This is a genomic window from Agrobacterium tumefaciens, assembly GCF_017726655.1.
Lineage (GTDB): Bacteria > Pseudomonadota > Alphaproteobacteria > Rhizobiales > Rhizobiaceae > Agrobacterium > Agrobacterium tumefaciens_B.
Window position 1 is genome coordinate 252,124 of record NZ_CP072308.1, and the last position, 21,520, is coordinate 273,643.

General features: G+C 59.3%; 17 protein-coding genes. 4 read left to right on the forward strand and 13 right to left on the reverse strand.

Features of this window, described 5'->3' with window-relative positions; translation table 11 throughout:
• Positions 1-43: 43 nt before the first annotated feature.
• The 11 genes from purC to bcp all read right to left on the reverse strand — a co-directional run bounded on the left by purC (position 44) and on the right by bcp (position 11,277).
• Entirely contained in the window at positions 44-808 is a 765-nt protein-coding gene (purC, locus tag AT6N2_RS01275; protein ID WP_063948719.1) for a phosphoribosylaminoimidazolesuccinocarboxamide synthase, read from the reverse strand.
• A gap of 192 nt (positions 809-1,000) precedes the next feature.
• A complete protein-coding gene (locus AT6N2_RS01280; RefSeq protein WP_063948721.1) occupies positions 1,001-1,564 on the reverse strand; it encodes an alpha/beta hydrolase in 564 nt (187 codons plus the stop codon).
• 80 nt (positions 1,565-1,644) lie between these two features.
• Positions 1,645-2,952, reverse strand: coding sequence for an adenylosuccinate lyase (gene purB / locus AT6N2_RS01285; RefSeq protein WP_063948722.1), 1,308 nt, complete (start codon positions 2,950-2,952; stop codon positions 1,645-1,647).
• An 81-nt stretch (positions 2,953-3,033) separates the two neighbouring features.
• Positions 3,034-3,537, reverse strand: a complete 504-nt coding sequence (locus tag AT6N2_RS01290) for a hypothetical protein (protein ID WP_209087803.1) — start codon at positions 3,535-3,537, stop codon at positions 3,034-3,036.
• A 44-nt stretch (positions 3,538-3,581) separates the two neighbouring features.
• Complete coding sequence (gene rpe, locus AT6N2_RS01295; RefSeq protein ID WP_063948726.1) at positions 3,582-4,259, reverse strand: ribulose-phosphate 3-epimerase; 678 nt, start codon at positions 4,257-4,259, stop codon at positions 3,582-3,584.
• Positions 4,260-4,389: 130 nt separating this feature from the next.
• Positions 4,390-5,517, reverse strand: a complete 1,128-nt coding sequence (locus tag AT6N2_RS01300; RefSeq protein WP_209089577.1) for a branched-chain amino acid ABC transporter substrate-binding protein — start codon at positions 5,515-5,517, stop codon at positions 4,390-4,392.
• Positions 5,518-6,404: 887 nt separating this feature from the next.
• Entirely contained in the window at positions 6,405-6,863 is a 459-nt protein-coding gene (locus AT6N2_RS01305; protein ID WP_209087805.1) for an NUDIX domain-containing protein, read from the reverse strand.
• Between the two features lie 7 nt (positions 6,864-6,870).
• Positions 6,871-8,367 carry a DEAD/DEAH box helicase gene (locus AT6N2_RS01310; protein WP_209087808.1) on the reverse strand — a complete coding sequence of 499 codons (1,497 nt, stop codon included), beginning with the start codon at positions 8,365-8,367 and terminating at the stop codon, positions 6,871-6,873.
• Positions 8,368-8,586: 219 nt separating this feature from the next.
• Positions 8,587-9,879 carry a M23 family metallopeptidase gene (locus AT6N2_RS01315; protein WP_209087811.1) on the reverse strand — a complete coding sequence of 431 codons (1,293 nt, stop codon included), beginning with the start codon at positions 9,877-9,879 and terminating at the stop codon, positions 8,587-8,589.
• A 92-nt stretch (positions 9,880-9,971) separates the two neighbouring features.
• The gene (locus AT6N2_RS01320; RefSeq protein ID WP_209087813.1) at positions 9,972-10,796 is read right to left on the reverse strand and encodes a ferritin-like domain-containing protein; all 825 of its coding nucleotides are present in this window, start codon (positions 10,794-10,796) and stop codon (positions 9,972-9,974) included.
• Between the two features lie 13 nt (positions 10,797-10,809).
• Entirely contained in the window at positions 10,810-11,277 is a 468-nt protein-coding gene (gene bcp, locus AT6N2_RS01325) for a thioredoxin-dependent thiol peroxidase (protein WP_063948738.1), read from the reverse strand.
• 234 nt (positions 11,278-11,511) lie between these two features.
• Here bcp and AT6N2_RS01330 point away from each other — a divergent pair, with 234 nt between their 5' ends.
• Positions 11,512-14,892, forward strand: coding sequence for a DUF3971 domain-containing protein (locus AT6N2_RS01330; RefSeq protein WP_209087816.1), 3,381 nt, complete (start codon positions 11,512-11,514; stop codon positions 14,890-14,892).
• Positions 14,893-15,033: 141 nt separating this feature from the next.
• Here the strand turns inward: AT6N2_RS01330 and tyrS are convergent, their stop codons facing one another.
• Positions 15,034-16,287 carry a tyrosine--tRNA ligase gene (gene tyrS, locus AT6N2_RS01335; RefSeq protein WP_063948742.1) on the reverse strand — a complete coding sequence of 418 codons (1,254 nt, stop codon included), beginning with the start codon at positions 16,285-16,287 and terminating at the stop codon, positions 15,034-15,036.
• A gap of 148 nt (positions 16,288-16,435) precedes the next feature.
• On the opposite strand from tyrS, the gene AT6N2_RS01340 reads away from it, so the two are divergent.
• Entirely contained in the window at positions 16,436-17,557 is a 1,122-nt protein-coding gene (locus tag AT6N2_RS01340; protein WP_209087819.1) for an anhydro-N-acetylmuramic acid kinase, read from the forward strand.
• 66 nt (positions 17,558-17,623) lie between these two features.
• Here AT6N2_RS01340 and AT6N2_RS01345 read toward each other — a convergent pair whose 3' ends face one another.
• Positions 17,624-18,301, reverse strand: coding sequence for an alpha/beta hydrolase (locus AT6N2_RS01345; protein WP_063948746.1), 678 nt, complete (start codon positions 18,299-18,301; stop codon positions 17,624-17,626).
• Between the two features lie 211 nt (positions 18,302-18,512).
• Here AT6N2_RS01345 and AT6N2_RS01350 point away from each other — a divergent pair, with 211 nt between their 5' ends.
• Positions 18,513-19,682 carry a cysteine desulfurase family protein gene (locus tag AT6N2_RS01350; RefSeq protein ID WP_209087822.1) on the forward strand — a complete coding sequence of 390 codons (1,170 nt, stop codon included), beginning with the start codon at positions 18,513-18,515 and terminating at the stop codon, positions 19,680-19,682.
• 199 nt (positions 19,683-19,881) lie between these two features.
• Entirely contained in the window at positions 19,882-21,351 is a 1,470-nt protein-coding gene (gene sufB, locus AT6N2_RS01355) for a Fe-S cluster assembly protein SufB (protein WP_006698793.1), read from the forward strand.
• The last annotated feature ends 169 nt before the right edge of the window (positions 21,352-21,520 follow it).

Sequence of the window (21,520 nt, forward strand, 5' to 3'; positions counted from 1 at the left end):
CCTGATTTACCCTACGAGGCCAATATTATTTCACGAGCCGATATTACTTCACCAGAACAGGGCCGGTGCCGCGGATCGGTTCGTTTTCATTGATGATGCCGAGACGGCGCGCCACTTCGGAATAGGCTTCCACAAGCCCGCCCATGTCGCGACGGAAGAGGTCCTTGTCCATCTTTTTCTGGGTCTCGATGTCCCAGAGACGGCAGCTATCGGGCGAAATCTCATCGGCGAGGATGATGCGCATCATATCGCCTTCGAACAGCCGCCCGCACTCGATCTTGAAATCGACAAGCTGGATGCCGACGCCGAGGAAAAGGCCGGAGAGGAAGTCGTTGACGCGGATGGCAAGCGCCATGATGTCGTCAAGCTCGGCGGGGTTGGCCCAGCCGAACGCCGTGATGTGCTCTTCTGAAACCATCGGGTCTTCGAGCTCATCCGACTTGTAATAGAACTCGATGATCGAGCGCGGCAGCACCACACCTTCCTCAATGCCGAGGCGCTTGGAAAGCGAGCCGGCGGCGACATTGCGCACGACGACTTCAAGCGGGATCATCTCCACTTCCTTGATCAACTGCTCGCGCATGTTGAGGCGGCGGATGAAGTGGGTGGGAATGCCGATCTTGTTCAGATGCGTGAACACATATTCGGAAATGCGGTTGTTCAGCACGCCCTTGCCGTCGATGACTTCGTGCTTCTTCTTGTTGAAGGCGGTCGCATCGTCCTTGAAGAACTGGATAAGCGTGCCTGGCTCCGGACCCTCATAAAGGATCTTGGCCTTGCCTTCGTAAATACGGCGGCGACGGTTCATGATAGCAGGTCTCTTGGTTGACGCCGATTCTGGTGGCGTTGCGTTTTGTCTTTGAAGCGGTCCCATAAAGGAAAAGCACGCATTCTACAATGCGGCTGGCATATTTCCCTTCAATTCTTGTATCAGCGTCGGAGGCCGCTTCGGCTTCATCAAATGGGCGCGGGCAGGGCCGATGGTAACCTGCCTCTGTCCTCAGGGCTCAACCGCCGTCAGGCGGCTCAGGAACTGGGCGAAGACCATGCCGCCTTCTGGCCATGGCCCATGGCCGGATTCGGCATTGATATGGCCCGACATGCCGGCATCGATGAGCAATGAGCCCCAGGCGGCTGCGATGTCATCGGCGTGTTCGTAGGAGCCGAAGGGATCGTTGCGGCTGGCGATGGTGATCGTCGGAAAGGGCAGCGGATCGCGCGGGTAAGGCCCGAAGGTCATCAGGTGCTTCGGCCGGATGTCCGGATTGGCGACATCAGGCGGCGCAACGAGAAGCGCGCCCGATACTTTCTTGCCGATTTCGGGCAGGGCATGGATCACGGTCGGAACGCCGAGCGAATGGGCGACGAGAACGACTGGCTTGCTGGAGGCATTGACCTCTTCGACCAGCCGGGCGACCCAATCTTCCTTTACGGGTTTCGACCATTCCGCCTGCTCGACACGGCGGGCGGTGGAGAGCTTGCGCTCCCAGCGGCTCTGCCAGTGGTCGGGGCCGGAATTGGTGTAACCGGGGACGATCAGGATATCTGCTTCTGAAACTTTCATGCGCCCATATCTGTGTTGTGATGCCGCCGCGATCAAGGCCGCGGCGGCATTAACGTCAAGTCTCGAGGTCGGTGCAAGTCTCAGGCGTTGCCGAAGACGCGGGTGAAGATCGTGTCGACATGCTTGGTGTGGTAGCCAAGGTCGAATTTTTCGCGGATGACCGCCTCAGGCAGAGCAGCGCGCACTTCCTCGTCGCCCAGCAGTTCCTCAAGGAAGTCCGCACCCTGTTCCCAGACCTTCATGGCGTTGCGCTGGACCAGACGATAAGCGTCTTCGCGCGATACGCCAGCCTGCGTCAGCGCCAGGAGAACGCGCTGCGAATGGACGAGACCGCGGAACTTGTTCATGTTCTTCAACATGTTGTCCGGGTAGATCACCAGCTTTTCGATGACGCCGGCCAGACGGTTCAATGCGAAGTCCAGAGTGACAGTCGTGTCAGGGCCGATCGCGCGCTCGACCGAGGAGTGGCTGATGTCGCGCTCGTGCCAGAGGGCAACGTTTTCCATGGCCGGGACGACCGACATGCGCACCAGACGGGCAAGGCCCGTGAGGTTTTCAGTGAGCACCGGGTTGCGCTTGTGCGGCATCGCCGACGAGCCCTTCTGGCCGGGAGAGAAGAACTCTTCCGCTTCCAGAACCTCGGTGCGCTGCATGTGGCGGATTTCGATGGCGACGTTTTCGATCGACGAGGCGATGACGCCGAGCGTCGCGAAGAACATGGCGTGACGGTCACGCGGGATGACCTGCGTCGAAACCGGCTCCGGGATAAGGCCGAGCTTTTCGCAGACATGTTCTTCGACGCGCGGGTCGATATTAGCGAAGGTGCCGACGGCGCCGGAGATCGCGCCGGTGGCGATTTCCGCGCGGGCATTCACGAGGCGCTCACGGTTGCGGTGCATCTCGGCATAGAAGCGGGCAAAGGTCAGGCCCATGGTTGTCGGCTCGGCATGGATGCCGTGGCTGCGGCCAATGCGCACCGTGTTCTTGTGTTCGAAGGCGCGGGTCTTCAGCGCGGCGAGTACGCGGTCCATGTCGGCGAGCAGTAGATCGGCGGCGCGCACGAGCTGGATGTTGAGCGTGGTATCGAGCACATCCGACGATGTCATGCCCTGATGGACGAAACGGCTGTCGGGACCGACAAATTCTGCGAGATGGGTAAGGAAGGCGATGACGTCGTGCTTGGTCACGGCTTCGATCTCGTCGATGCGGGCGACGTCGAAGGTGGCGCTGCCGCCCTTTTCCCAGATGGTCTGGGCTGCCGACTTCGGAATGACGCCGAGTTCGGCCAGCGCGTCACAGGCATGTGCCTCGATCTCGAACCAGATGCGGAATTTTGTTTCCGGCGACCAGATGGCGACCATTTCCGGCCGGGAGTAACGAGGGATCATGGCAATGACTTTCTTAGTGGAGGAATTTTGCTGCCCGTTTAGCAAAGTGTTCCGGTAATCTCAATCTATCAAGCTGCATGGCTATGTCGCTTGCCGCGCACGCCGGCAGAGGATTGCGCCGGCGGGCAGGAGCGGAAGAGCGGCAAAGGGAAAATACAGTCCGAGACCGAGAACTGCGAATTGATACACCGCGCCAAGCGAGGTGAAGAGCTGCTGGAAAAACCAGATGCTTGAAAAGGTCGATGCGTGCCATTGCGCATAAAAGATGCGGTATTCGAATGCGAACACGGCTGCCGCACCGGCGAGCGTGAAGAATGCGATGGCGAGACAGGCCGCCGCAAAACGCAATGGCCCGGATGTCGAGGCAGGGAGAAAGCGGAGCGCTGTCAGCGCCAGAATCCAGCCGAAAAAACCGCCCGCGAAAAAAAGCATGACGATATCGGCGGTATGATCGGTTTCCAGCCTGTTGCGGACATAGAGCCCAGTAGCGGCGGATGCAGCTGAACAGACGCCCCAACCAAACGCGCCGAACAGGATGAGCAGAGCCAGCAGCGACTTGTCACGGAAATCCATGCTGCTTTCCATGGCGATCCCCCGACGCCCTGTTGTGCCGCATTCAGCCGGGTGGGTTAGGTCCGTCCGGCTTCCGCTGCCGAGCGCAGCAGGGCGACCGTTTTGCGATAGTCTTCGACACCATCGCCCTTGAAGACCGCCGAACCGGCGACCAGTGCATTGGCTCCGGCGGCAATGATATCACCTGCGGTCTGTGCCGTCACGCCGCCATCCACCTCCAGCTCGATTGGCCGCTGACCGATCATTGCCTTTGCCGCGCGAATCTTGTCGAGCATGGCGGGAATGAACTTCTGACCGCCAAAGCCGGGATTGACGCTCATGATCAGCACGAGATCGACATCATCGAGCACGTTTTCGATGACGGAAAGCGGCGTCGCAGGGTTGAGCGTCACACCGGCCTTGAGGCCAAGTCCGCGAATGGTCTGGAGCGAGCGGTGCAGATGGGGGCCGGCCTCTGCGTGCACGGTGATGCTATCGCACCCGGCCTTGGCGAAGGCCTCGAGATAGGGATCGACGGGAGCAATCATCAGATGGCAATCGAAAAAGGCGTTGCTGTGCGGGCGAAGCGCCTTGATGACATCAGGGCCGAAGGAGATGTTCGGCACGAAATGGCCGTCCATGACGTCGAGATGGATCCAGTCAGCGCCGGCTTCCGTGACATCGGCGACTTCCTGTCCAAGCTTGGCGAAATTCGCAGCCAGAATGGACGGGGCTATGCGGATGGGCAGGGACATGGGGCAAACTCCTCTCGACGCGTTGCGTAAGTTGCCTTTAACACCAAGTATTCCGCTTTGAAACGGCCGGCCGCGCGGTTGTCCGTCGTTTTCAGACGCGTTTCATCGAATTTTTCGACAGGCACGATGTCTATTGTTTTTCGGCCCTGTCCACCGGTTCGAAGCGCTGACCGTTCCAGCGCTGCAGGCGATAGGGATTGTCCGTCAGGTCGTGCGATGCGGTGAAGCCGAGATCGCCGATGACGGTTTTAAAGACGGTGCCGCCAGCCAGGATTTCCGGCGCAGGTTTCGACTGCGCCTGCACGGCCTCTGCAAGCTGGGCGCTCAGTTCGGCCGCGGCATAGGCAGGCAGCACGTAACCCTCGGGCTCGATGCCTGCGCCGCGCAGTTCAGCCGCAACTGCCAGCGCGGAGGGCAATGTGTCATAGGCCGGGCGTGTGACAGCGAGCACACTGGCCGTCAGGGGGACGGGGTTATTGGCGGCATTCATCGCGTCGCCGCCCATGATGGTCAGGGCGAGGTTATCGGATGCGGCGTCCCTTGCGATGATGGCCACGTCGTTGCGCTCCGCGCCGATAAAGACGTGGGAGACGCCGGTGCGCGCCAGCCGCCGGACCAGCGCCACCTGCTGTTCCTGATTGGGCCGCATCGTATCGCTGAACGTCGGCTTCAAGCCGTTTTCCTCCAATACCGAGCGGATGCGATCGACGAGTTCGCGGCTGTAGATCGTGCCATCATCCACCAGCCCAATCGAATGGCCTTTCCAGTCGCGCAGCATGATTTCTGCGATCCGGTCGGATTCGGCCCTGTCCGACGGGGCAAGCCGGAACAGCGGCCAGCCGTATTTCAGTGCGTCTTCCATCAGGATCGGTGCCCGGCTGGAAAGGGTGATCGCGGGTATGCCCGCTGCCTTTAAGGGCGGCAGGACACCCTGAAGCGTCTCGGTGCATAAAAACCCGATCGCAGCACTGACTTTGGCGGCGACCAGACCATCTGCAATCGCACCGCCGCTACCGTCTTCGCAGCTTTCGTGAATTTCAACGATATCAAGCCCGAGCTTTGCCGCCGCCGCCTTTGCGCCCTGCCGCACCTGCTGGCCGAGAAGCTCGTAAGGACCATTCTGCGGGGCGACGATGCCAATCGATGCCGCGCTCGCTGCGCCCGTAAAGGCAAAACCGGCGATAATCGTTAGCAGGCGAAGTGAAAGCATGACGTGATCGAAATCCTGTTGTCCCGGCTTGATGTTTATCGGCAACAGCAGGTTTTCCAAAGGAAAAATACGCCGATATCCCAGACATTCGCCCGAAGCACCTTGTCGACAACGTTCCTGGCGGGAACCGGTGCGCGACCGTGCGCCGCTTCTGGTTTTCGGCTTCCGCCCTTCAGCGCCACGAGATGTGCGCTTATGGGTGTATCAAAAACTGTCTCGCCCCGGACCGCCTAGTGTCTCAGTACGGCTCCAGCAGGTAAATCGATGGATGGCAATTTGAAGTTGTTTTACTCGCCTGCAAATCAAGCCTTCAATTGCCTTTGATGTGTTTGTCCGCCCAACATTGTGCACGTCGCCGTTGGGCCCCTTCATCAGGTTAAGGCAAGTACTTATATTGTTTTAGAAAAATAATACCTTCGTGGAATAGAGTATCAATTTGGAAAACATATTAAAGGGCTTCGCGCTGGCTAAGTGCAGATTATAAATATGATAATTAATAACCACTTAGGCAACCCGCTGATATATATTCCAAATACGTAAAGTTTGACACGGCCGGAAGGTTTATCTGGCCGCAATTTTTTCGCTTTTGCGAGCAGATTAGCTTGACGGAAAGTAGATCATTCGTTTAGATGAAGGCGTTTCAGGGGACGACTGAAATTGGCTTTAACGGCCTCGGAAGTGTTCCGGTTATAAGCACTGCCAGACTATATTGCGTTTATATTCTATGTTTTTCATCACGTATGAGCCGCTTCGGGAAACTGAAGCGGCTTTTTACGTTTGGCTAATTCAATCAATTTAAAATTGAGTTGGGCCGGCCTTATGAAAAAGCCGTTCTTGCTCGCCCGCTTTCCGTAGGAGAGATTTGGCCTGGAAAATGGCTGTCCACCTTCCCCGAAACCGACCATCCAACGGAATTTCCGGCTTTCGCCCCGCGTTCAGAGGGTGGCCTTGTACGGTGTCGCGCCGGTCTGTTTCAGCGTTGCGATAGCGTCCCTCGCAAAGGCGGAGAGCGGTTCAGGGAGCTCATCCATATCGAACCATTCAATGGCGGAAAGCTTGTCCGGCTCGGTCAAGGCAGGCTCGCCCTGCGCATTACGCGCAACAAACATCAGCGACACCCAATGGTGACGCTCTTCCTCATTGATATATTCGCTGTGGCAGAGAAAATCGATCTCGCCGATCGTGAGGCCGGTTTCTTCTTCGGCTTCTCGGCGGGCTGCGGCGAGGCAGGTTTCAAGATGATCGACCTTGCCGCCCGGAATACTCCAGTATCCGGCTTCCGGCGCCTTCAAGCGCCGGCAAAGAAGCACGCGGCCGTCCCTGACAATAGCAAGGCCAACACCAACACCCGGAAAATCAAGGCCTGGCTTGGCGGTCGGCGTCATGCTGTCCATCGATTGGTCAGGCCTTGGCGTTTGCCACGATCAGCATGAAAGCAGGGATATCGTCACCGAAACCAACCGGTGTCGGGCCATCGTCGTGGTCGCGATAGTGACGGCGGCGATCACGGTTGTCGTCATTGGCATGCAGCGGGTTGCGAATGTTCCGGTCGGAATTGCGCGGGGTCTTTTCCTGCCTGCGTTCTGCTTTCACCTTGTCGTCTCCATGAGCCGCGACGTCCGTGTCCGCAGCGGATTGTAAACCCTGATTGATGTTTTCAACCGGCGCGGCATCGCGGCGGTTGCGCTCGCGGCCTCGGCCGCCTCGTTCCTTGCCCCGGCGGCCCGAATTGCTTTCGAAGCTTTCCATGGGCGCGGGAAGGGTGGAGATGTCACCGTTCAGCCACTCGATCTTCTCGCCGATCAGTTTCTCGATGGCGTCCAGATATTTCGTGTCGCTTTTGGTGACGATGGTGAAGGCCTTGCCCGAGCGCCCGGCACGACCGGTACGGCCGATGCGGTGGACATAGTCTTCCGAGTGAATGGGAATATCGAAGTTGAAGACGTGGCTGACGTCAGGGATATCGAGGCCACGGGCGGCAACGTCGGATGCGACGAGCAGCTTCAGATTGCCGTCCTTGAAATTCTGCAGCATCGTCGTGCGCGAACGCTGGTCCATGTCACCATGCAGCGCGCCAACGGAGAAACCGTGACGATCGAGCGAGCGGAACAGGTCGGCGACGTCCTTCTTGCGGTTGCAGAAGATGATCGCGTTCTTTAGCTCAGCCTCTTCGGCGCGGACCAGATCGCGCAGCACGGCGCGCTTCTCATAGTCCTTGTTGTGAGCGGCGACGATACGCTGCGCAACGGTCTTGGCGGTGGAGGAGGGCTTCGCGACCTCGACACGGACAGGGTTCTGCAGGAAGCGGTCGGCCAGCTTCTGGATTTCCGGCGGCATGGTGGCCGAGAAGAAGAGTGTCTGACGCGTGAAGGGGATCATCTTGGCGATACGCTCGATATCGGGGATGAAGCCCATATCCAGCATACGGTCGGCTTCGTCGATCACGAGGATCTCCACGCCGGTCATCAGGAGCTTGCCGCGTTCGCAATGGTCGAGAAGGCGGCCTGGGGTGCAGATCAGCACGTCGGCGCCGCGCTCAAGCTTGCGGTCCTGGTCTTCGAAGGAAACGCCGCCAATGAGAAGCGCGACGTTCAGCTTGTGATTCTTGCCGTACTTCTCGAAATTCTCGGCGACCTGGGCGGCCAGTTCGCGGGTCGGCTCAAGGATTAGCGTGCGCGGCATTCTGGCACGCGCGCGGCCTTTCTCGAGCAGGGTCAGCATCGGCAGGACGAAGGACGCGGTTTTGCCCGTGCCGGTCTGTGCGATACCGCAGATATCACGCTTTTCCAGCGCCGGCGGAATGGCGCCAGCCTGAATGGGTGTCGGCGTCGTGTAGCCGGCATCTGCAATAGCGGAAAGAACTTTTTGGCTCAGGCCAAGATCAGAGAATGTTGTCAAAGGAAGAACTTTTTCCGTTCTGGTTCGGTATGAAATACCTGCGTGCGCTGTGGCACTTGCATAGACTTGGCGCGGGGATAGGCCCAAATTGCCGGAAAGTCAAGGAAACAACGGGAAAAGCGCTGGAAACGTGATGCCGAAGGCGGGGCTTTTTGGCCCGTGGCGCATATTTCGCCGATTTATCGTTAAAATAGCAAAGGAAGCGTTAATTTCGGTGCGCTATTTCAGATAGGTTTTAAGCTCCGTTCCGGCGATGAGGAATCGCATCGGGTCAACAGGCATGTCGTTGCGGCGCACCTCGTAATGCACATGCGGGCCTGTGGAGCGGCCAGTGCTGCCGGCCCGGCCAATGACGTCGCCGGCTTCGACCTTCTGGCCCGCCTTCACCACAATAGCCGAGAGATGGCCGAATCGCGTTGAAACGCCCTGGCCGTGATCGATCTCGACCATATTGCCGTAACCGCCTGAATATTCCGCCACTGTCACCCGGCCCGCGCCCGTCGATTTGACGTCCGCGCCCGTTTCAGCACGAAAATCAATGCCGGTATGTAGCGCTGGCCGGCCGAGAAACGGATCCATGCGGTTGCCGAACCGGCTGGTGATCGATCGGCCCGGAGCTGGGTTACCGAAGGGCAGGGTGGTTGCGGTTTCCTTGACGATGTCGAGCCTGTTCAGCGCATTGTCGAGGTTGGTAAGCGAGAGGTTGAACGGGTCAGTTTCGCCGCGTTGAGGTTCAGCATAGGGCCCTCCAATGTCGGTCGCCCCGTCCTCTTCGATCTTCAGGCCCGTCTGCCGGATGATGTCCTGCATCGCGTTGGCCTTATCCTCCGCGTCGCTCGTGAGTCGCGCGATGCGCGATATCTGCTGGCGCTCGATATCCTTCAGCGACAACGTCACCTTGGAAAACACCCGGTCGGCCCGATCAGACGGGGTCTCTCGGCTTTCGGGCAGATAAGCGGCGCGCCGGTCTGGTGCGGCAGGCCTTTCCGGATGGCGAGGCGTCATCAGCTTTTCGATTGCGGAAAGGCCACCGGAAAGATCGGCACGTTTTTCCGGCGCCAGAGCGTTCGAGAGGGAGGGCGGTGCGGCCGGGTCGGCGGCGATGCCGGAACTTTCGGCGCGCTCGAGCAATTCGCTCATGCGCCCGTGGCGCGAGGTCAGTGCCGCCTGCTGCTCGAGCAGCTTTTCCACTTTCTTTTCAACAACCTGCTGATCGAGCAATTGTCGCGATGTCACGCGGTCCACCTGCGCTCTCAGTGCTGCGATGCGGTCTTCATAGTCGTTTTGCATGCGCGTCTGGCGCGCCATCGTCGCGCCGATGAGGTCGTCACGCAGGATGAGATAGCTTGTGGCGCCGAGATAACCGAGCGAGAAAAGGCCGATCGTGCAGCCGGCAAGCGCCGCCATCCACGGCCGGATGGTCATATGGCGCACGCTTTCACCTCGCGCAAGGATGAGCACGTGTGGCTCACGCTTCTTGCCGAACACCCTGTTTTGCCCCGTATCAGTCACAATCTCTCTCCGGACTGGCCGATTTCTAAAGGGAAAACATAATTCGTTAAGGTTAACGAAGTTTTGCCGGGCAGGCGTTTCCACCTCGTTTGCTATTGGCTGATGGAGGTCAGCGAGCGATAAAACGAAGGCGTGAGGCCGGCTTCGGCACGGGCGAGATCGTTGAACGGCGGCTTTAGAGGGCCGCGGAAATTGGCGCGTACCAATTGCCTGAAGGTGGCGGCGGGGTCCTTCTTTTCACGGGCACAGAGAAACCGGAACCACTTGGCCCCGATCGCGACATGGCCCTTTTCATCATTATAGATGACGTCGAGAACGGCAGCGCTTTCGAGGTCGCCTGTCTCCCGCATCTTAGCCTGCAGGGAAGGGGTCACATCCAGTCCGCGCGCTTCAAGAATGAGTGGCACGACGGCAAGCCGTGCGGTCAAGTCGTTGCGGGTGGAGTGGGCGGCCTGCCATAGTCCGTCATGGGCCGGCAAGTCGCCATAATCGGCACCGAGGCTCCTCAGCCGGTCGCGGACCATGCGAAAATGTTTGGCTTCCTCGAACGCGACCTGCATCCAGCCATCGAAAAAGGAATGCGGCACCGGTTCGCTGGCATAACGGGCGACGATATCGAGTGCGAGATCGACGGCATTAAGTTCGATATGGGCGATGGCGTGCAAGAGCGCGATCCGGCCCTTGATGGTGTGAAGCGAGCGACGCTCGACGGCGGTCGGCGGCACGAGCACCGGTTTCTCCGGTCTGCCCGGCCGCTCCGGCAGGGCAGGGTCGAGCGGCGAGCGCAACGACAGTCGACGCTCGAACCAGCGGCTCGCTGTTTCCTGCGCGAGCGCGGTCTTGGTGTCGAGATCAGCGCTCCTGATGGCATCCGTCGCACCGCCGCGAAGCGATGCGATCTTGAACGGGGACGTCACGGCGGGTTGTTCCCTACACCGTCTTTGCTGCTTCGAGCACGGCCTGCGCGTGGCCCGCAACCTTCACCTTGTTCCAGATTTCCGCGATTTTTCCGTCAGGCGCCACGAGGAAGGTGGTGCGTTCGACGCCCATGTATTTTTTGCCATACATGCTTTTCTCCTTCCAGACGCCGTAGGCTTCCAGAACGGCCTTTTCCTCGTCGGAGGCCAGCATGACCGAAAGCGAATGCTTGGCCGCGAACTTGTCGTGGCTTTTGACGCTGTCGGGCGAAATACCGATCACGACGGCGTTGGCAGCTTCGAACTCGCCGCCGAGCGCGCTGAAGTCGATTGCCTCTGCGGTGCAGCCCGACGTGTCGTCCTTGGGGTAGAAATAGAGGATGACCGCCTTGCCTTGAAGTTTCGACAATGTCACCGTCCCTTCACCGTTACGGGGCAAAGTAAAATCGGGAGCCGGGCTGCCAATCTTCAAGTCTGTCATAATCTACCTTTCTTTCGCCGGGATGTTGAGGGAAAGTCGCCACATTCGATATATAGCGAAACCGCGCGCCGTCCAGATCGCGATTTGAGATTTTGGGGTCGAAACGACACGAAAACTCGATCATGATCCGGGTTACCGATAAGGGGCGTGATTCCAGACGAAAACCGCATCGATTTTCGCCATCCCGCTTTGGTGTCGCGGCGAAACAGTGGATCCAGAGGCAAGCACGGGCGTATGGCTGAAATAAGGGGTGAAAAGGTCAAGTTCGGCAAGCGGGATATCGTTGCTTTGCACGATCTTCCGTCGGCGCAGGCCGAAGACCCGATCATCGTGCATTGCCCGCCGCCGCGCTCCATGGCGCGCGCACTTTTCAAGATTTTTGCGGCCTTGTTCGTTCTGGCCTTCCTGTCCATCGGTGGCATCATACTGTCGGTCGAGACCGGCTCAATCGACAAGACGCTCTCGAGCCAGGCGCAGCAGGCGCTGGAGAAGGCGCTCGGCCCGCACTACAGCGCGCGTATCGGTTCCTCTGCCATCCGGTTTTCCACCGGGTTGCGGCTGGCGCTGGTGGCGGAAGATGTTGACATCGTCGAGAAAGAATCCGGTCAGCATCTCAGCCGCGCGCGGGCAATCGGCATGGCGCTCGATCCGCTCGCGCTCCTCACCGGCCGCGTCTCGGTGGAAAGCCTCGAAGCCGACGGGATGGAGCTCGACACCGCGCTTCTGCCGAAAGGCAACGGTTTCGACCTTGCCAGCCTCAAGCTCGACGCGGTGCCTCAGCAATTGCAGGAGGCGTTCGGCCAGCTGGACAAGCTCGCCCAGGCCTTCCTCAGCAGCGGCACCGAAGAGATTGATATTTCCAGCGTGTCGGTACGTCTTCCCCCTGGAGAGCAGGGAAAACCGCGCACAATTGAGGTGCGTGAACTGTCGCTGACGCCGGATCAGCAGGGCGGATATTCTCTCGATGGCGAAACGCTGTTCAACGGTGAGGTTGCGAGCGTCTCGTTGCAGACATCCGGATCGGGTGGGCGCATCGACGGCTTTGAGGCACGGATCGATGGTTTCGACATCGGACCCTTTCTCGAAAAATTCGATCCCGAGGGCAATCTGCACGAAGGCCTGAACGTCAAGACGGGCGTCAATATTCTTGCTCGGCGTGCGGCGGAAGGGCAGGAGCCGCGGCTCGAAGTCTCTGTCGGGCTCGGCAATGGTCTGCTGATGATCGGCGGCGAGTCCCAGACCTTCACCGCAGGAACGGTCAACGCCCGTTACGATTTCGCAAAGAGCCGGCTCGTCATTGACAATTCACGCATCGACCTCGGGCGCACCGTAATCCCTGTTGCCGGAGAGATCAGCGATGCCGACGACGGTTTCGAACTGTCGCTCCGGGTCGATAATGGTATCGCCTCCTCGGAGGCTTCGGGCGAGGAGCCCGTGCCTTTCAGTGCGAAGGCTGAAGGCCATTTCACCGCCTCCACAAAGCAGCTTGAGGTACCCTCGCTCTACGTCAGCGGGCCACTGGGAGACATGGCGGGATCCCTGAAACTCCGATTTGGCGAGGGATCGCCGGAAATCAGTTTTGCCGGGCAGATTCCGAAAATGGAGGCGACGGCGGTCAAGCAGCTGTGGCCTTTCTGGATGGCGCACAAGCCGCGCGAATGGGTCGTGTCCAATCTCTACGGCGGCACGATTACCAATGGCTCGATCGCGGTCTTCATCCCGCAAGGACGGATGTGCGGGCCGGGCTGCCCGCTGGTGCTCGGCGACAGCGAGATGCAGATCCGTTTCGACATCGATGATACGCGCCTCAATACCACCGGTGACATTCCGCCGCTGCGCGATGTCGATGCTCATTTCGACCTCGTCGGCGGCAAGATGGCCGTCGATATCAAACAGGGAACGACCTATTTCCCGTCCAACCGGTCGCTTGCGTTGGAAAACAGCCGCTTCCTCATTTCCGATGTGTACGACAAGCCGCTGCTGGGAAATCTGGAGCTGAACGTTTCGGGCGCTGCCGATGCCGTTGCGGAGCTCGCGACGCTGAAACCCATCAATGCGCTCAAGGACACGCAATTCAAGCCGGATGATTTTGCCGGGGATGTCAAAGCCCACGCCAATCTGACCGTCGGCCTGCTTTCCAGCCAGAACCCGCCGCCGCCGGTCTGGACGGCCGATCTCGACCTGAAGAACCTGTCTTTGACGAAACCTTTTGCCGGCCGGAAGGTGACGGCTGTCGATGGCTTCATGACGCTGGATGACCGACAGCTCCGGCTGGAGGGCAAGGGCCGTATCGACGATGTGCCGATGGACATTGTGATGACGGAGCCGGTCCGCAAGAAAAGCGATATCGCGCCGACACTGTCACTCAAGGCAAGCCTCAACGAGACGCAGATCGCCAAGCTCGCACCGGAACTCTCGACGGTTCTCGGCGGCACCACCGCGATTGAAATCGAAGGGGCTGATCCAAAACGGCAGGATGTTCGCCTGGACCTGACCAAAGCATCGCTCATTCTGCCGGGACTTGGCTGGAGCAAGGGCATCGGCATTCCTGCCAGCGCCGCCTTTACCATCCAGGTGGCGGATGGACGCACGTCGATCAGCAACTTCTCGCTCGATGGCGATGGATTTGGTGCCGCCGGAGATATCGTCTTTTCCAAGAACGGACTGATTTCCGCCGATCTCAATCGGGTACAACTGTCGCCGTCCGATAACTACGCCGTATCGGTCGCCGCTTCGAAGAACGGTTACATCGTCAATGCATCGGGGAAATCCGCCGATTTGAGGCCCTTCATCTCGAAGCTACGCAACCCCTCCAGCAGCGGCGATGGTGTATCACGCTCCCAGCCGTCGCTTTCGGTCAAGGCGCAGTTCGACAAGGTCTACGGGTTCAACGACGAGGTTCTCGGCAATGTCAACGCCGATGTCAGCGTGCGAGATGGCAAGGTGCGCGCGGTGGATGTGCGCGGTGTCACCGGCAATGGTCAGGCCGTCGTCGCCCAGACCACCAATCGTGGTGCGAGCGGCACGGTAACCTTGACCAGCAGCGATGCCGGTTCGCTCGCCCGTTTCGCCAATATCTACAGCCGCATCCGCGGCGGGCTTCTCAATCTCGCGCTGACGACGTCCAATGGCAGCGACTGGAGCGGCTCGCTCGACCTGCGCAATTTTGCCGTCGTCAACGAAGCGAAGTTGCAGGACATCGTGGCGACGCCGACCGGCGAGGATGGCAGAAGCCTCAACAATGCCGTGAGACGCAATATCGATGTCAGCTCTGAGAAATTCCAGCGGGGCTTTGCGCGTATCGTTTATGTCAACGGCGCGGTTGCCGTCGAGAACGGCGTTGTGCGCGGCGAGCAGATCGGCGCGACGTTCCAGGGGCTCTTGAAGGACCAGAACGGCCGCATGGACATGACCGGCACCTTCATGCCGGCCTATGGCCTGAACCGGCTCTTCGGCGAATTGCCGTTCATCGGCATCTTCCTTGGCAATGGCCGTGACCGCGGCCTGCTCGGCATCACATTCAAGCTCTCGGGTCAGACCGATCAGCCGAAGCTGACGATCAATCCGCTATCGCTGATCGCTCCCGGCGTCTTCCGGCAGATATTCGAATTCTAGAAAAGTCATCCTAATGAATGCGATGGACCCAAGCTCCAGGTTCATCCCATCGCAGGCGCGTAAAACCGCTAGGCGCTTACGGCAAACACGCCAAGAAAAAGGGCCGCTTTCGCGGCCCCCGATTGCGCGTTTTCTTGTCGGTCACGCCGGGCGAACCAGAACGTGCTTCTTCTTGCCGACCGAAAGCTTGATGACGCCGTCCGCGGTGATATCGGCGGTGCCGATGATCTGGCGCTCGTCGGACACAGCTTTGTCGTTGATCTTGACCGCACCGCCCTGAACGTGGCGGCGGGCCTCGCCGTTCGAGCCGGCGAGACCGGCGCGGACAACGAGTGAAAGCACGCCGAGGCCGGCTTCGAGTTCTGCTGTGGGAACTTCAATCGAAGGCAGGTTTTCGGCAAGCGCGCCTTCTTCAAAGGTCTTGCGCGCCGTTTCGGCAGCCTCTTCCGCAGCGGCGCGGCCATGCAGGATCGCCGTCACTTCCGTTGCGAGAATTTTCTTCGCCTCGTTGATTTCTGATCCGCCTAGCGCTGCAATGCGGGCGATTTCATCCATCGGCAGGGTGGTGAACAGCTTGGCGAAGCGTACGACGTCGGCATCTTCCGTGTTGCGCCAGTATTGCCAGAAATCATAGACCGGCAGCAGGTCCTTGTTCAGCCACACGGCGCCCGACGCCGACTTGCCCATCTTCGCACCGGAAGAGGTGGTCAGAAGTGGCGAGGTCAGCGCGTAAAGCTGCGGTGTCCCCATGCGGTGACCGAGGTCGATGCCATTGATGATGTTGCCCCACTGGTCAGAGCCGCCCATCTGCAGGCGGCAGCCGGTGCGCTGGTTCAACTCCACGAAGTCGTAGGCCTGCAGGATCATGTAGTTGAATTCGAGGAAGGACAGCGACTGTTCGCGATCAAGGCGGGTCTTCACGCTGTCAAAGGACAGCATGCGGTTGACCGAGAAGTGGCGGCCGACATCGCGCAGGAATTCGAGGTAGTTCAGACCACGCAACCAGTCGGCGTTGTTGATCATCAGCGCCGGGTTGCCGGGGCGATCGTAATCGAGGTAGTTGGCAAAGACGTGCTTGAGCGAGGTGATGTTGTCCTCGATCATGTCGATCGTCATCAGCTTGCGGGCTTCTTCCTTGAAGGAAGGGTCGCCCACCATGCCGGTGCCACCGCCCATCAGTGAGATCGGCTGATGGCCGGTCTTCTGCATCCAGTGCAGCATCATGATCTGGGTGAGGTGACCGACATGCAGACTGGAAGCCGTCGGGTCATAGCCGATATAGGCGGTCACGGTTTCCTTGGCGAACAGTTCGTCGAGACCTGCCTCATCGGAGATCTGGTGAATGAAGCCGCGCTCATCGAGCGTGCGGAGGAAATCGGACTTGAACCTGGACATAACCTTTTACTTTCTGGTTTGATCTGTGCGGCCATCGAAAACCGATGACCGTGGCGGCTTTATCATTGTTTTTTGAAATGTGCACCCGTTTCGGCCATGAATGTCGGGATTCAGGCGAGCATGATTCGAGTTTGCAGGGGAGCGGCACGTGGGCGAGGTCAAAACGGCAATCGGGCTGATGAGCGGTACATCGATGGACGGCATCGATATCGCCCTGTTGCGCACGGATGGCGAAAGCGTGGTTCGGCATGGGCCGAGCGGTTATTTTCCCTATGATCCGGGCCTGCGCGCCATCTGGCAAAGGGCGCTCGTGACTGCGAAATCCATTCGCGAGCGTCGCGAGCGCCCCGGAGATCTTGATGAGGCCGAGCGCAAGCTGACGCTTGCGCATGCGGCGGTGGTGAAATCCTTTCTTCAGAGCCACCGGCTTCAGCCCGGTGATATCGATGTCCTCGGTTTTCATGGCCAGACGGTGCTGCACCGGCCGGATGAGGCGCTGACGGTGCAGATCGGTGACGGGCCTTTGCTGGCCTCCGAAACCGGTATTGACGTGGTTTATGACATGCGCGCCAACGACATGGTGCATGGCGGGCAGGGTGCGCCGCTCATTCCCGCCTATCATATGGCGCTGTCTGCCAATCTGCCTGACGGGTTTGAAACGCCTGCAGTCTTCGTCAATATCGGCGGTATCTCCAATCTGACTTATATCGGCGAGGGTGGCCGGCTTGCCGCTTTCGACAGCGGTCCCGGCAATATGCTGATCGACCAGTGGATCGAGGTCCATACCGGCAAGGCCTTCGACAAGGGCGGCAGGACGGCGGCGGGAGGCAGCGTGGTCCCTTCGCTGGTGGCGCACTATTTGGAAAGCCCGTTCTTCTCGGCCAATATCCGCCGTTCGCTGGATCGCAGCGATTTTTCGCCGCCGAAAATGGGTGAGGTTTCGATTGCGGACGGCGCGCGGACGCTGGCGCATGTGACAGGGGCGGCAATCCTCAAATCGGCGAGTTACCTGCCGGAAGCGGCGAAGACCTATGTGGTCTGTGGTGGCGGGCGGTTGAACCCGGTGATCATGGAAGAGTTTGCAGGGCTTGCAGCAAAGGTCGGCGCACGCGTGATTGCGGCGGAGGAGGCGGGTTTTGATGGCGGGGCTATGGAGGCGGAGGCCTGGGCCTATCTGGCCGTTCGGTCGCTAAAGGGACTGCCGCTGACTTATCCGGGTACGACGGGGGTGAGCGAGCCGGTGACGGGTGGGGTATTGGTGCGGGCGTAGTTGATGGCGGTGGGCTTGGTTCACCCACCACCGATCACTATTGTCTGCCGCAATGCTACCGGCCTATCACCGAATGCGCTTCGCCGCCGGCTCCGGCACCAGTTCACCATTCAGGCGACGGTCGAGATAGTCCTCGCATTCGCCCATCAGCTCATCCACCTTGCCGTTGAAGAAGTGGTTGGCGCCCGGGACGGTGCGGTGGGTGATGAGGATGCCCTTCTGGGTCTTCAGCTTTTCGACCAGACCGTTCACGTCCTTCTCAGGCGCGACCTTGTCGGCATCGCCATTGATGATGAGGCCGGACGACGGGCAGGGCGCGAGGAAGGAGAAGTCGTAGGTGTTCGGCTGCGGCGCAATCGACATGAAACCTTCGATTTCCGGGCGGCGCATCAGAAGCTGCATGCCGATCCAGGCGCCGAAAGAATAACCCGCGACCCAGCAGCTCTTGGAATCCGGATGCAGGCTCTGCACCCAGTCAAGCGCGGAGGCGGCGTCGGACAGTTCGCCCGCACCGTGGTCGAATTCGCCCTGGCTGCGGCCGATGGAGCGGAAATTGAACCGGAGCGTCGTGAAACCGCGCTTCTGGAAAAGATAAAAGAGCTGATAGACGATCTGGTTGTTCATCGTGCCGCCGAACTGCGGGTGCGGATGAAGGATGATCGCAATCGGCGCGCTCTTTTCCTTGGAGGGTTGATAACGGCCTTCGAGGCGACCCGCAGGGCCGTTAAAGATGACTTCGGGCATTGGTACTCCGGTCGTGTTTTTTCATTCTCCAACCGCATTCTTCCGATGAGAAGACTTGACGAACTGTGTCATCTTTTCTAGAACGCAGTTTAGAATAATTCGAAACTTTGCGTGTGCTTAAGCACTCGGACCGTGTCATAAGGCAAGCGCAACTGTAATTTCAAGAAAAATGCGTTTTTGCGCATGGAAGATTGGATAAAGCCTCACCGCCATGACGGTTTTGACGCGCACATATATGGACTGGAACGCCACGGCGCCGCTTTTGCCGGCCGTGCGGGATGTTCTTGTGTCTGCGCTCGAGTTTGCCGGCAATCCGTCTTCCGTCCATCGCGAAGGCCGGGCCGCCCGGGCTGTAATCGAGACAGCCCGCCGCGAGGTTGCAGCGCTGGCCGGGGCTGAATCAGCCCACGTGACCTTCACCAGCGGCGCGACGGAAGCGGCCAATCTGGTGCTGACACCGGATTTCAAAATGGGACGCAGCCCGGTCCGGGTCAGTCAGCTCTATATTTCCGCCATCGAACATCCGGCCTTCCGCGAAGGTGGCCGCTTTGACAGCGGTAACGTTACGGAAGTTCCCGTTACGTCAGCAGGTATCCTCGATATTGCCGCCCTTGAGGCGCTGCTGTCTTCGCATGACAGGTCCGCCGGCCTGCCGATGGTCGCCTGCATGCTGGTGAACAATGAGACCGGCATTCTGCAGCCCGTCGCTGAAGCGGCGCGGCTGGTTCATGCGGCTGGCGGGCTGATGGTTGTTGATGCCGTGCAGGCGGCGGGCCGTATTCCGCTCGATATCAACGCGCTCGATGCCGACTTCATTGTGATTTCATCTCACAAGCTCGGTGGCCCGAAGGGTGCCGGGGCTCTCATTTCGCGCGGTGAAGTGATGATGCCGAAGCCGCTGATCCATGGTGGTGGCCAGGAAAAGGGCCATCGCTCGGGAACGGAAAATACCCTGTCTGTTATCGGTTTTGGGGCTGCCGCCGCTGTTGCTGCTCAGAATATCGAGGCTGAGGCGGCGCGTCTTGCCGGGCTGCGGGCGCGGCTGGAAAAAGGGATGCGGTTAAACGCGCCTGATGTGATCATCCACGGTGAGGAGGTCATGCGGGTCGCCAATACCACGTTTTTCACGCTTCCGGGCTTGAAGGCCGAGACCGGGCAGATCGCCTTCGATATAGAAGGTATCGCACTTTCTGCCGGTTCTGCCTGTTCATCCGGAAAGGTGGGCGAAAGCCATGTGTTGAGCGCGATGGGGCACGATCCCAAGCTAGGCGCGCTCAGGATTTCCATCGGTCACGCAACTGACGAGGCCGATATCGACAGGACGCTTGCGGCCTTTGCGAAAATTGCCGGACGGCGCAAGCTTTCCGGTCAGGCCGCGTAAAATGCGGCAAAGAATTGCGGATTAGCAATTTTCCGCTTGCCGGGATGTGTGAAAAGCGCCATCCCGCACCTATATGGGTATAAGCTCCGCCCCGGTTGACGGCTCGGAACGATTTACCCAGAGATCAAATAAGGCGGCTTTCCGCCTTGATACGTTGACAAGCCACCGGACCTTGGCTCCGGCGAGATTGGAGAACGACATGGCAGCGGTTCAGGAAACGATCGATCAGGTCCGCCAGATCGATGTGGACCAGTACAAATATGGCTTCGAAACCAATATCGAAGTCGACAAGGCCCCGAAGGGCCTTTCGGAAGAGGTGATCCGTTTCATCTCGGCCAAGAAGCAGGAGCCGGAATGGATGCTGGAATGGCGTCTTGAGGCTTACAAGCGCTGGCTGACGATGGAAGAGCCGACCTGGGCGCGCGTCAGCTACCCCAAGATCGACTTCAACGATCTCTATTATTATGCTGCGCCGAAAAGCACCCCCGGCCCGAAGTCGCTCGATGAAGTCGACCCGGAGCTGCTGAAGGTCTATGAAAAGCTCGGTATTCCGCTGAAAGAACAGGAAATCCTCGCTGGCGTCGAAAAGCGTCAGGTCGCTGTTGATGCCGTGTTCGACAGCGTCTCCGTCGTCACCACCTTCAAGGCGGAACTGGCCAAAGCCGGTGTGATCTTCATGTCGATTTCGGAAGCCGTGCGCGAGCATCCGGAACTGGTGAAGAAATATCTGGGCTCGGTTGTTCCCACGACGGACAATTTCTACGCGACGCTGAACTCGGCTGTCTTTACTGACGGTTCCTTTGTGTTCGTGCCGAAGGGCGTTCGTTGCCCAATGGAGCTTTCCACCTATTTCCGCATCAACGAAAAGAACACCGGCCAGTTCGAGCGCACGCTGATCATCGCCGAAGAGGGGGCTTACGTCTCCTATCTGGAAGGCTGCACAGCCCCGCAGCGCGACGAGAACCAGCTTCACGCCGCCGTGGTTGAACTTGTGGCGCTCGATGATGCCGAAATCAAATATTCCACCGTCCAGAACTGGTATCCGGGCGACAAGGAAGGCAAGGGCGGGATCTACAACTTCGTGACCAAGCGCGGTGACTGCCGTGGCAACCGTTCGAAGATCTCGTGGACGCAGGTGGAAACCGGTTCGGCCATCACCTGGAAATATCCGTCCTGCATCCTGCGCGGTGACGACAGCCGCGGCGAATTCTATTCCATCGCGGTCTCCAACGGTCACCAGCAGATCGACAGTGGCACCAAGATGATCCATCTCGGCAAGAACACGTCGAGCCGCATCATCGCCAAGGGCATCGCTGCCGGTTTCTCGGAAAACGTCTATCGCGGTCAGGTCTCGGCCCACCGCAAGGCGACGAATACGCGCAACTTCACGCAGTGCGACAGTCTGCTGATCGGCGACAAGTGCGGCGCGCATACCGTGCCCTATATCGAGGCGAAGAATTCCTCTGCGCATTTCGAGCACGAGGCGACGACGTCGAAGATTTCCGAAGACCAGCTGTTCTATTGCCTGCAGCGCGGCATTCCCGAGGAAGCGGCTATCGCGCTGATCGTCAACGGCTTCGTCAAGGAAGTCATTCAGGAACTGCCGATGGAATTTGCCGTGGAAGCGCAGAAGCTGATCGGCATTTCGCTGGAAGGAAGCGTGGGCTGATGGAGACTTCCCGACTCGGCGGCTCCGCGCTTCTCATATTGCTTTGCATGTTCGTATCGATGTGCGGAGTTTTTCTGGGAGTTGGCGGGCTGCTGGCGGGATGGACATTCGCCAAGCCTCTTCTGATAGGCAGCGGTCTCGCGTTGGCCGCGATATTCTGGCTGGCCGA

Bases quoted from the DNA above. Each gene is read 5' to 3' on its own strand.
- AT6N2_RS01330 (WP_209087816.1), top strand. From the start codon at position 11,512: ATGGCTGAAATAAGGGGTGAAAAGGTCAAGTTCGGCAAGCGGGATATC.
- purB (WP_063948722.1), bottom strand. From the start codon at position 2,952: ATGATCCCTCGTTACTCCCGGCCGGAAATGGTCGCCATCTGGTCGCCG.
- AT6N2_RS01280 (WP_063948721.1), bottom strand. From the start codon at position 1,564: ATGAAAGTTTCAGAAGCAGATATCCTGATCGTCCCCGGTTACACCAAT.
- purC (WP_063948719.1), bottom strand. From the start codon at position 808: ATGAACCGTCGCCGCCGTATTTACGAAGGCAAGGCCAAGATCCTTTAT.
- rpe (WP_063948726.1), bottom strand. From the start codon at position 4,259: ATGTCCCTGCCCATCCGCATAGCCCCGTCCATTCTGGCTGCGAATTTC.
- bcp (WP_063948738.1), bottom strand. From the start codon at position 11,277: ATGACAGACTTGAAGATTGGCAGCCCGGCTCCCGATTTTACTTTGCCC.
- AT6N2_RS01305 (WP_209087805.1), bottom strand. From the start codon at position 6,863: ATGGACAGCATGACGCCGACCGCCAAGCCAGGCCTTGATTTTCCGGGT.
- AT6N2_RS01350 (WP_209087822.1), top strand. From the start codon at position 18,513: ATGACGGTTTTGACGCGCACATATATGGACTGGAACGCCACGGCGCCG.
- tyrS (WP_063948742.1), bottom strand. From the start codon at position 16,287: ATGTCCAGGTTCAAGTCCGATTTCCTCCGCACGCTCGATGAGCGCGGC.
- AT6N2_RS01345 (WP_063948746.1), bottom strand. From the start codon at position 18,301: ATGCCCGAAGTCATCTTTAACGGCCCTGCGGGTCGCCTCGAAGGCCGT.
- sufB (WP_006698793.1), top strand. From the start codon at position 19,882: ATGGCAGCGGTTCAGGAAACGATCGATCAGGTCCGCCAGATCGATGTG.
- AT6N2_RS01290 (WP_209087803.1), bottom strand. From the start codon at position 3,537: ATGGAAAGCAGCATGGATTTCCGTGACAAGTCGCTGCTGGCTCTGCTC.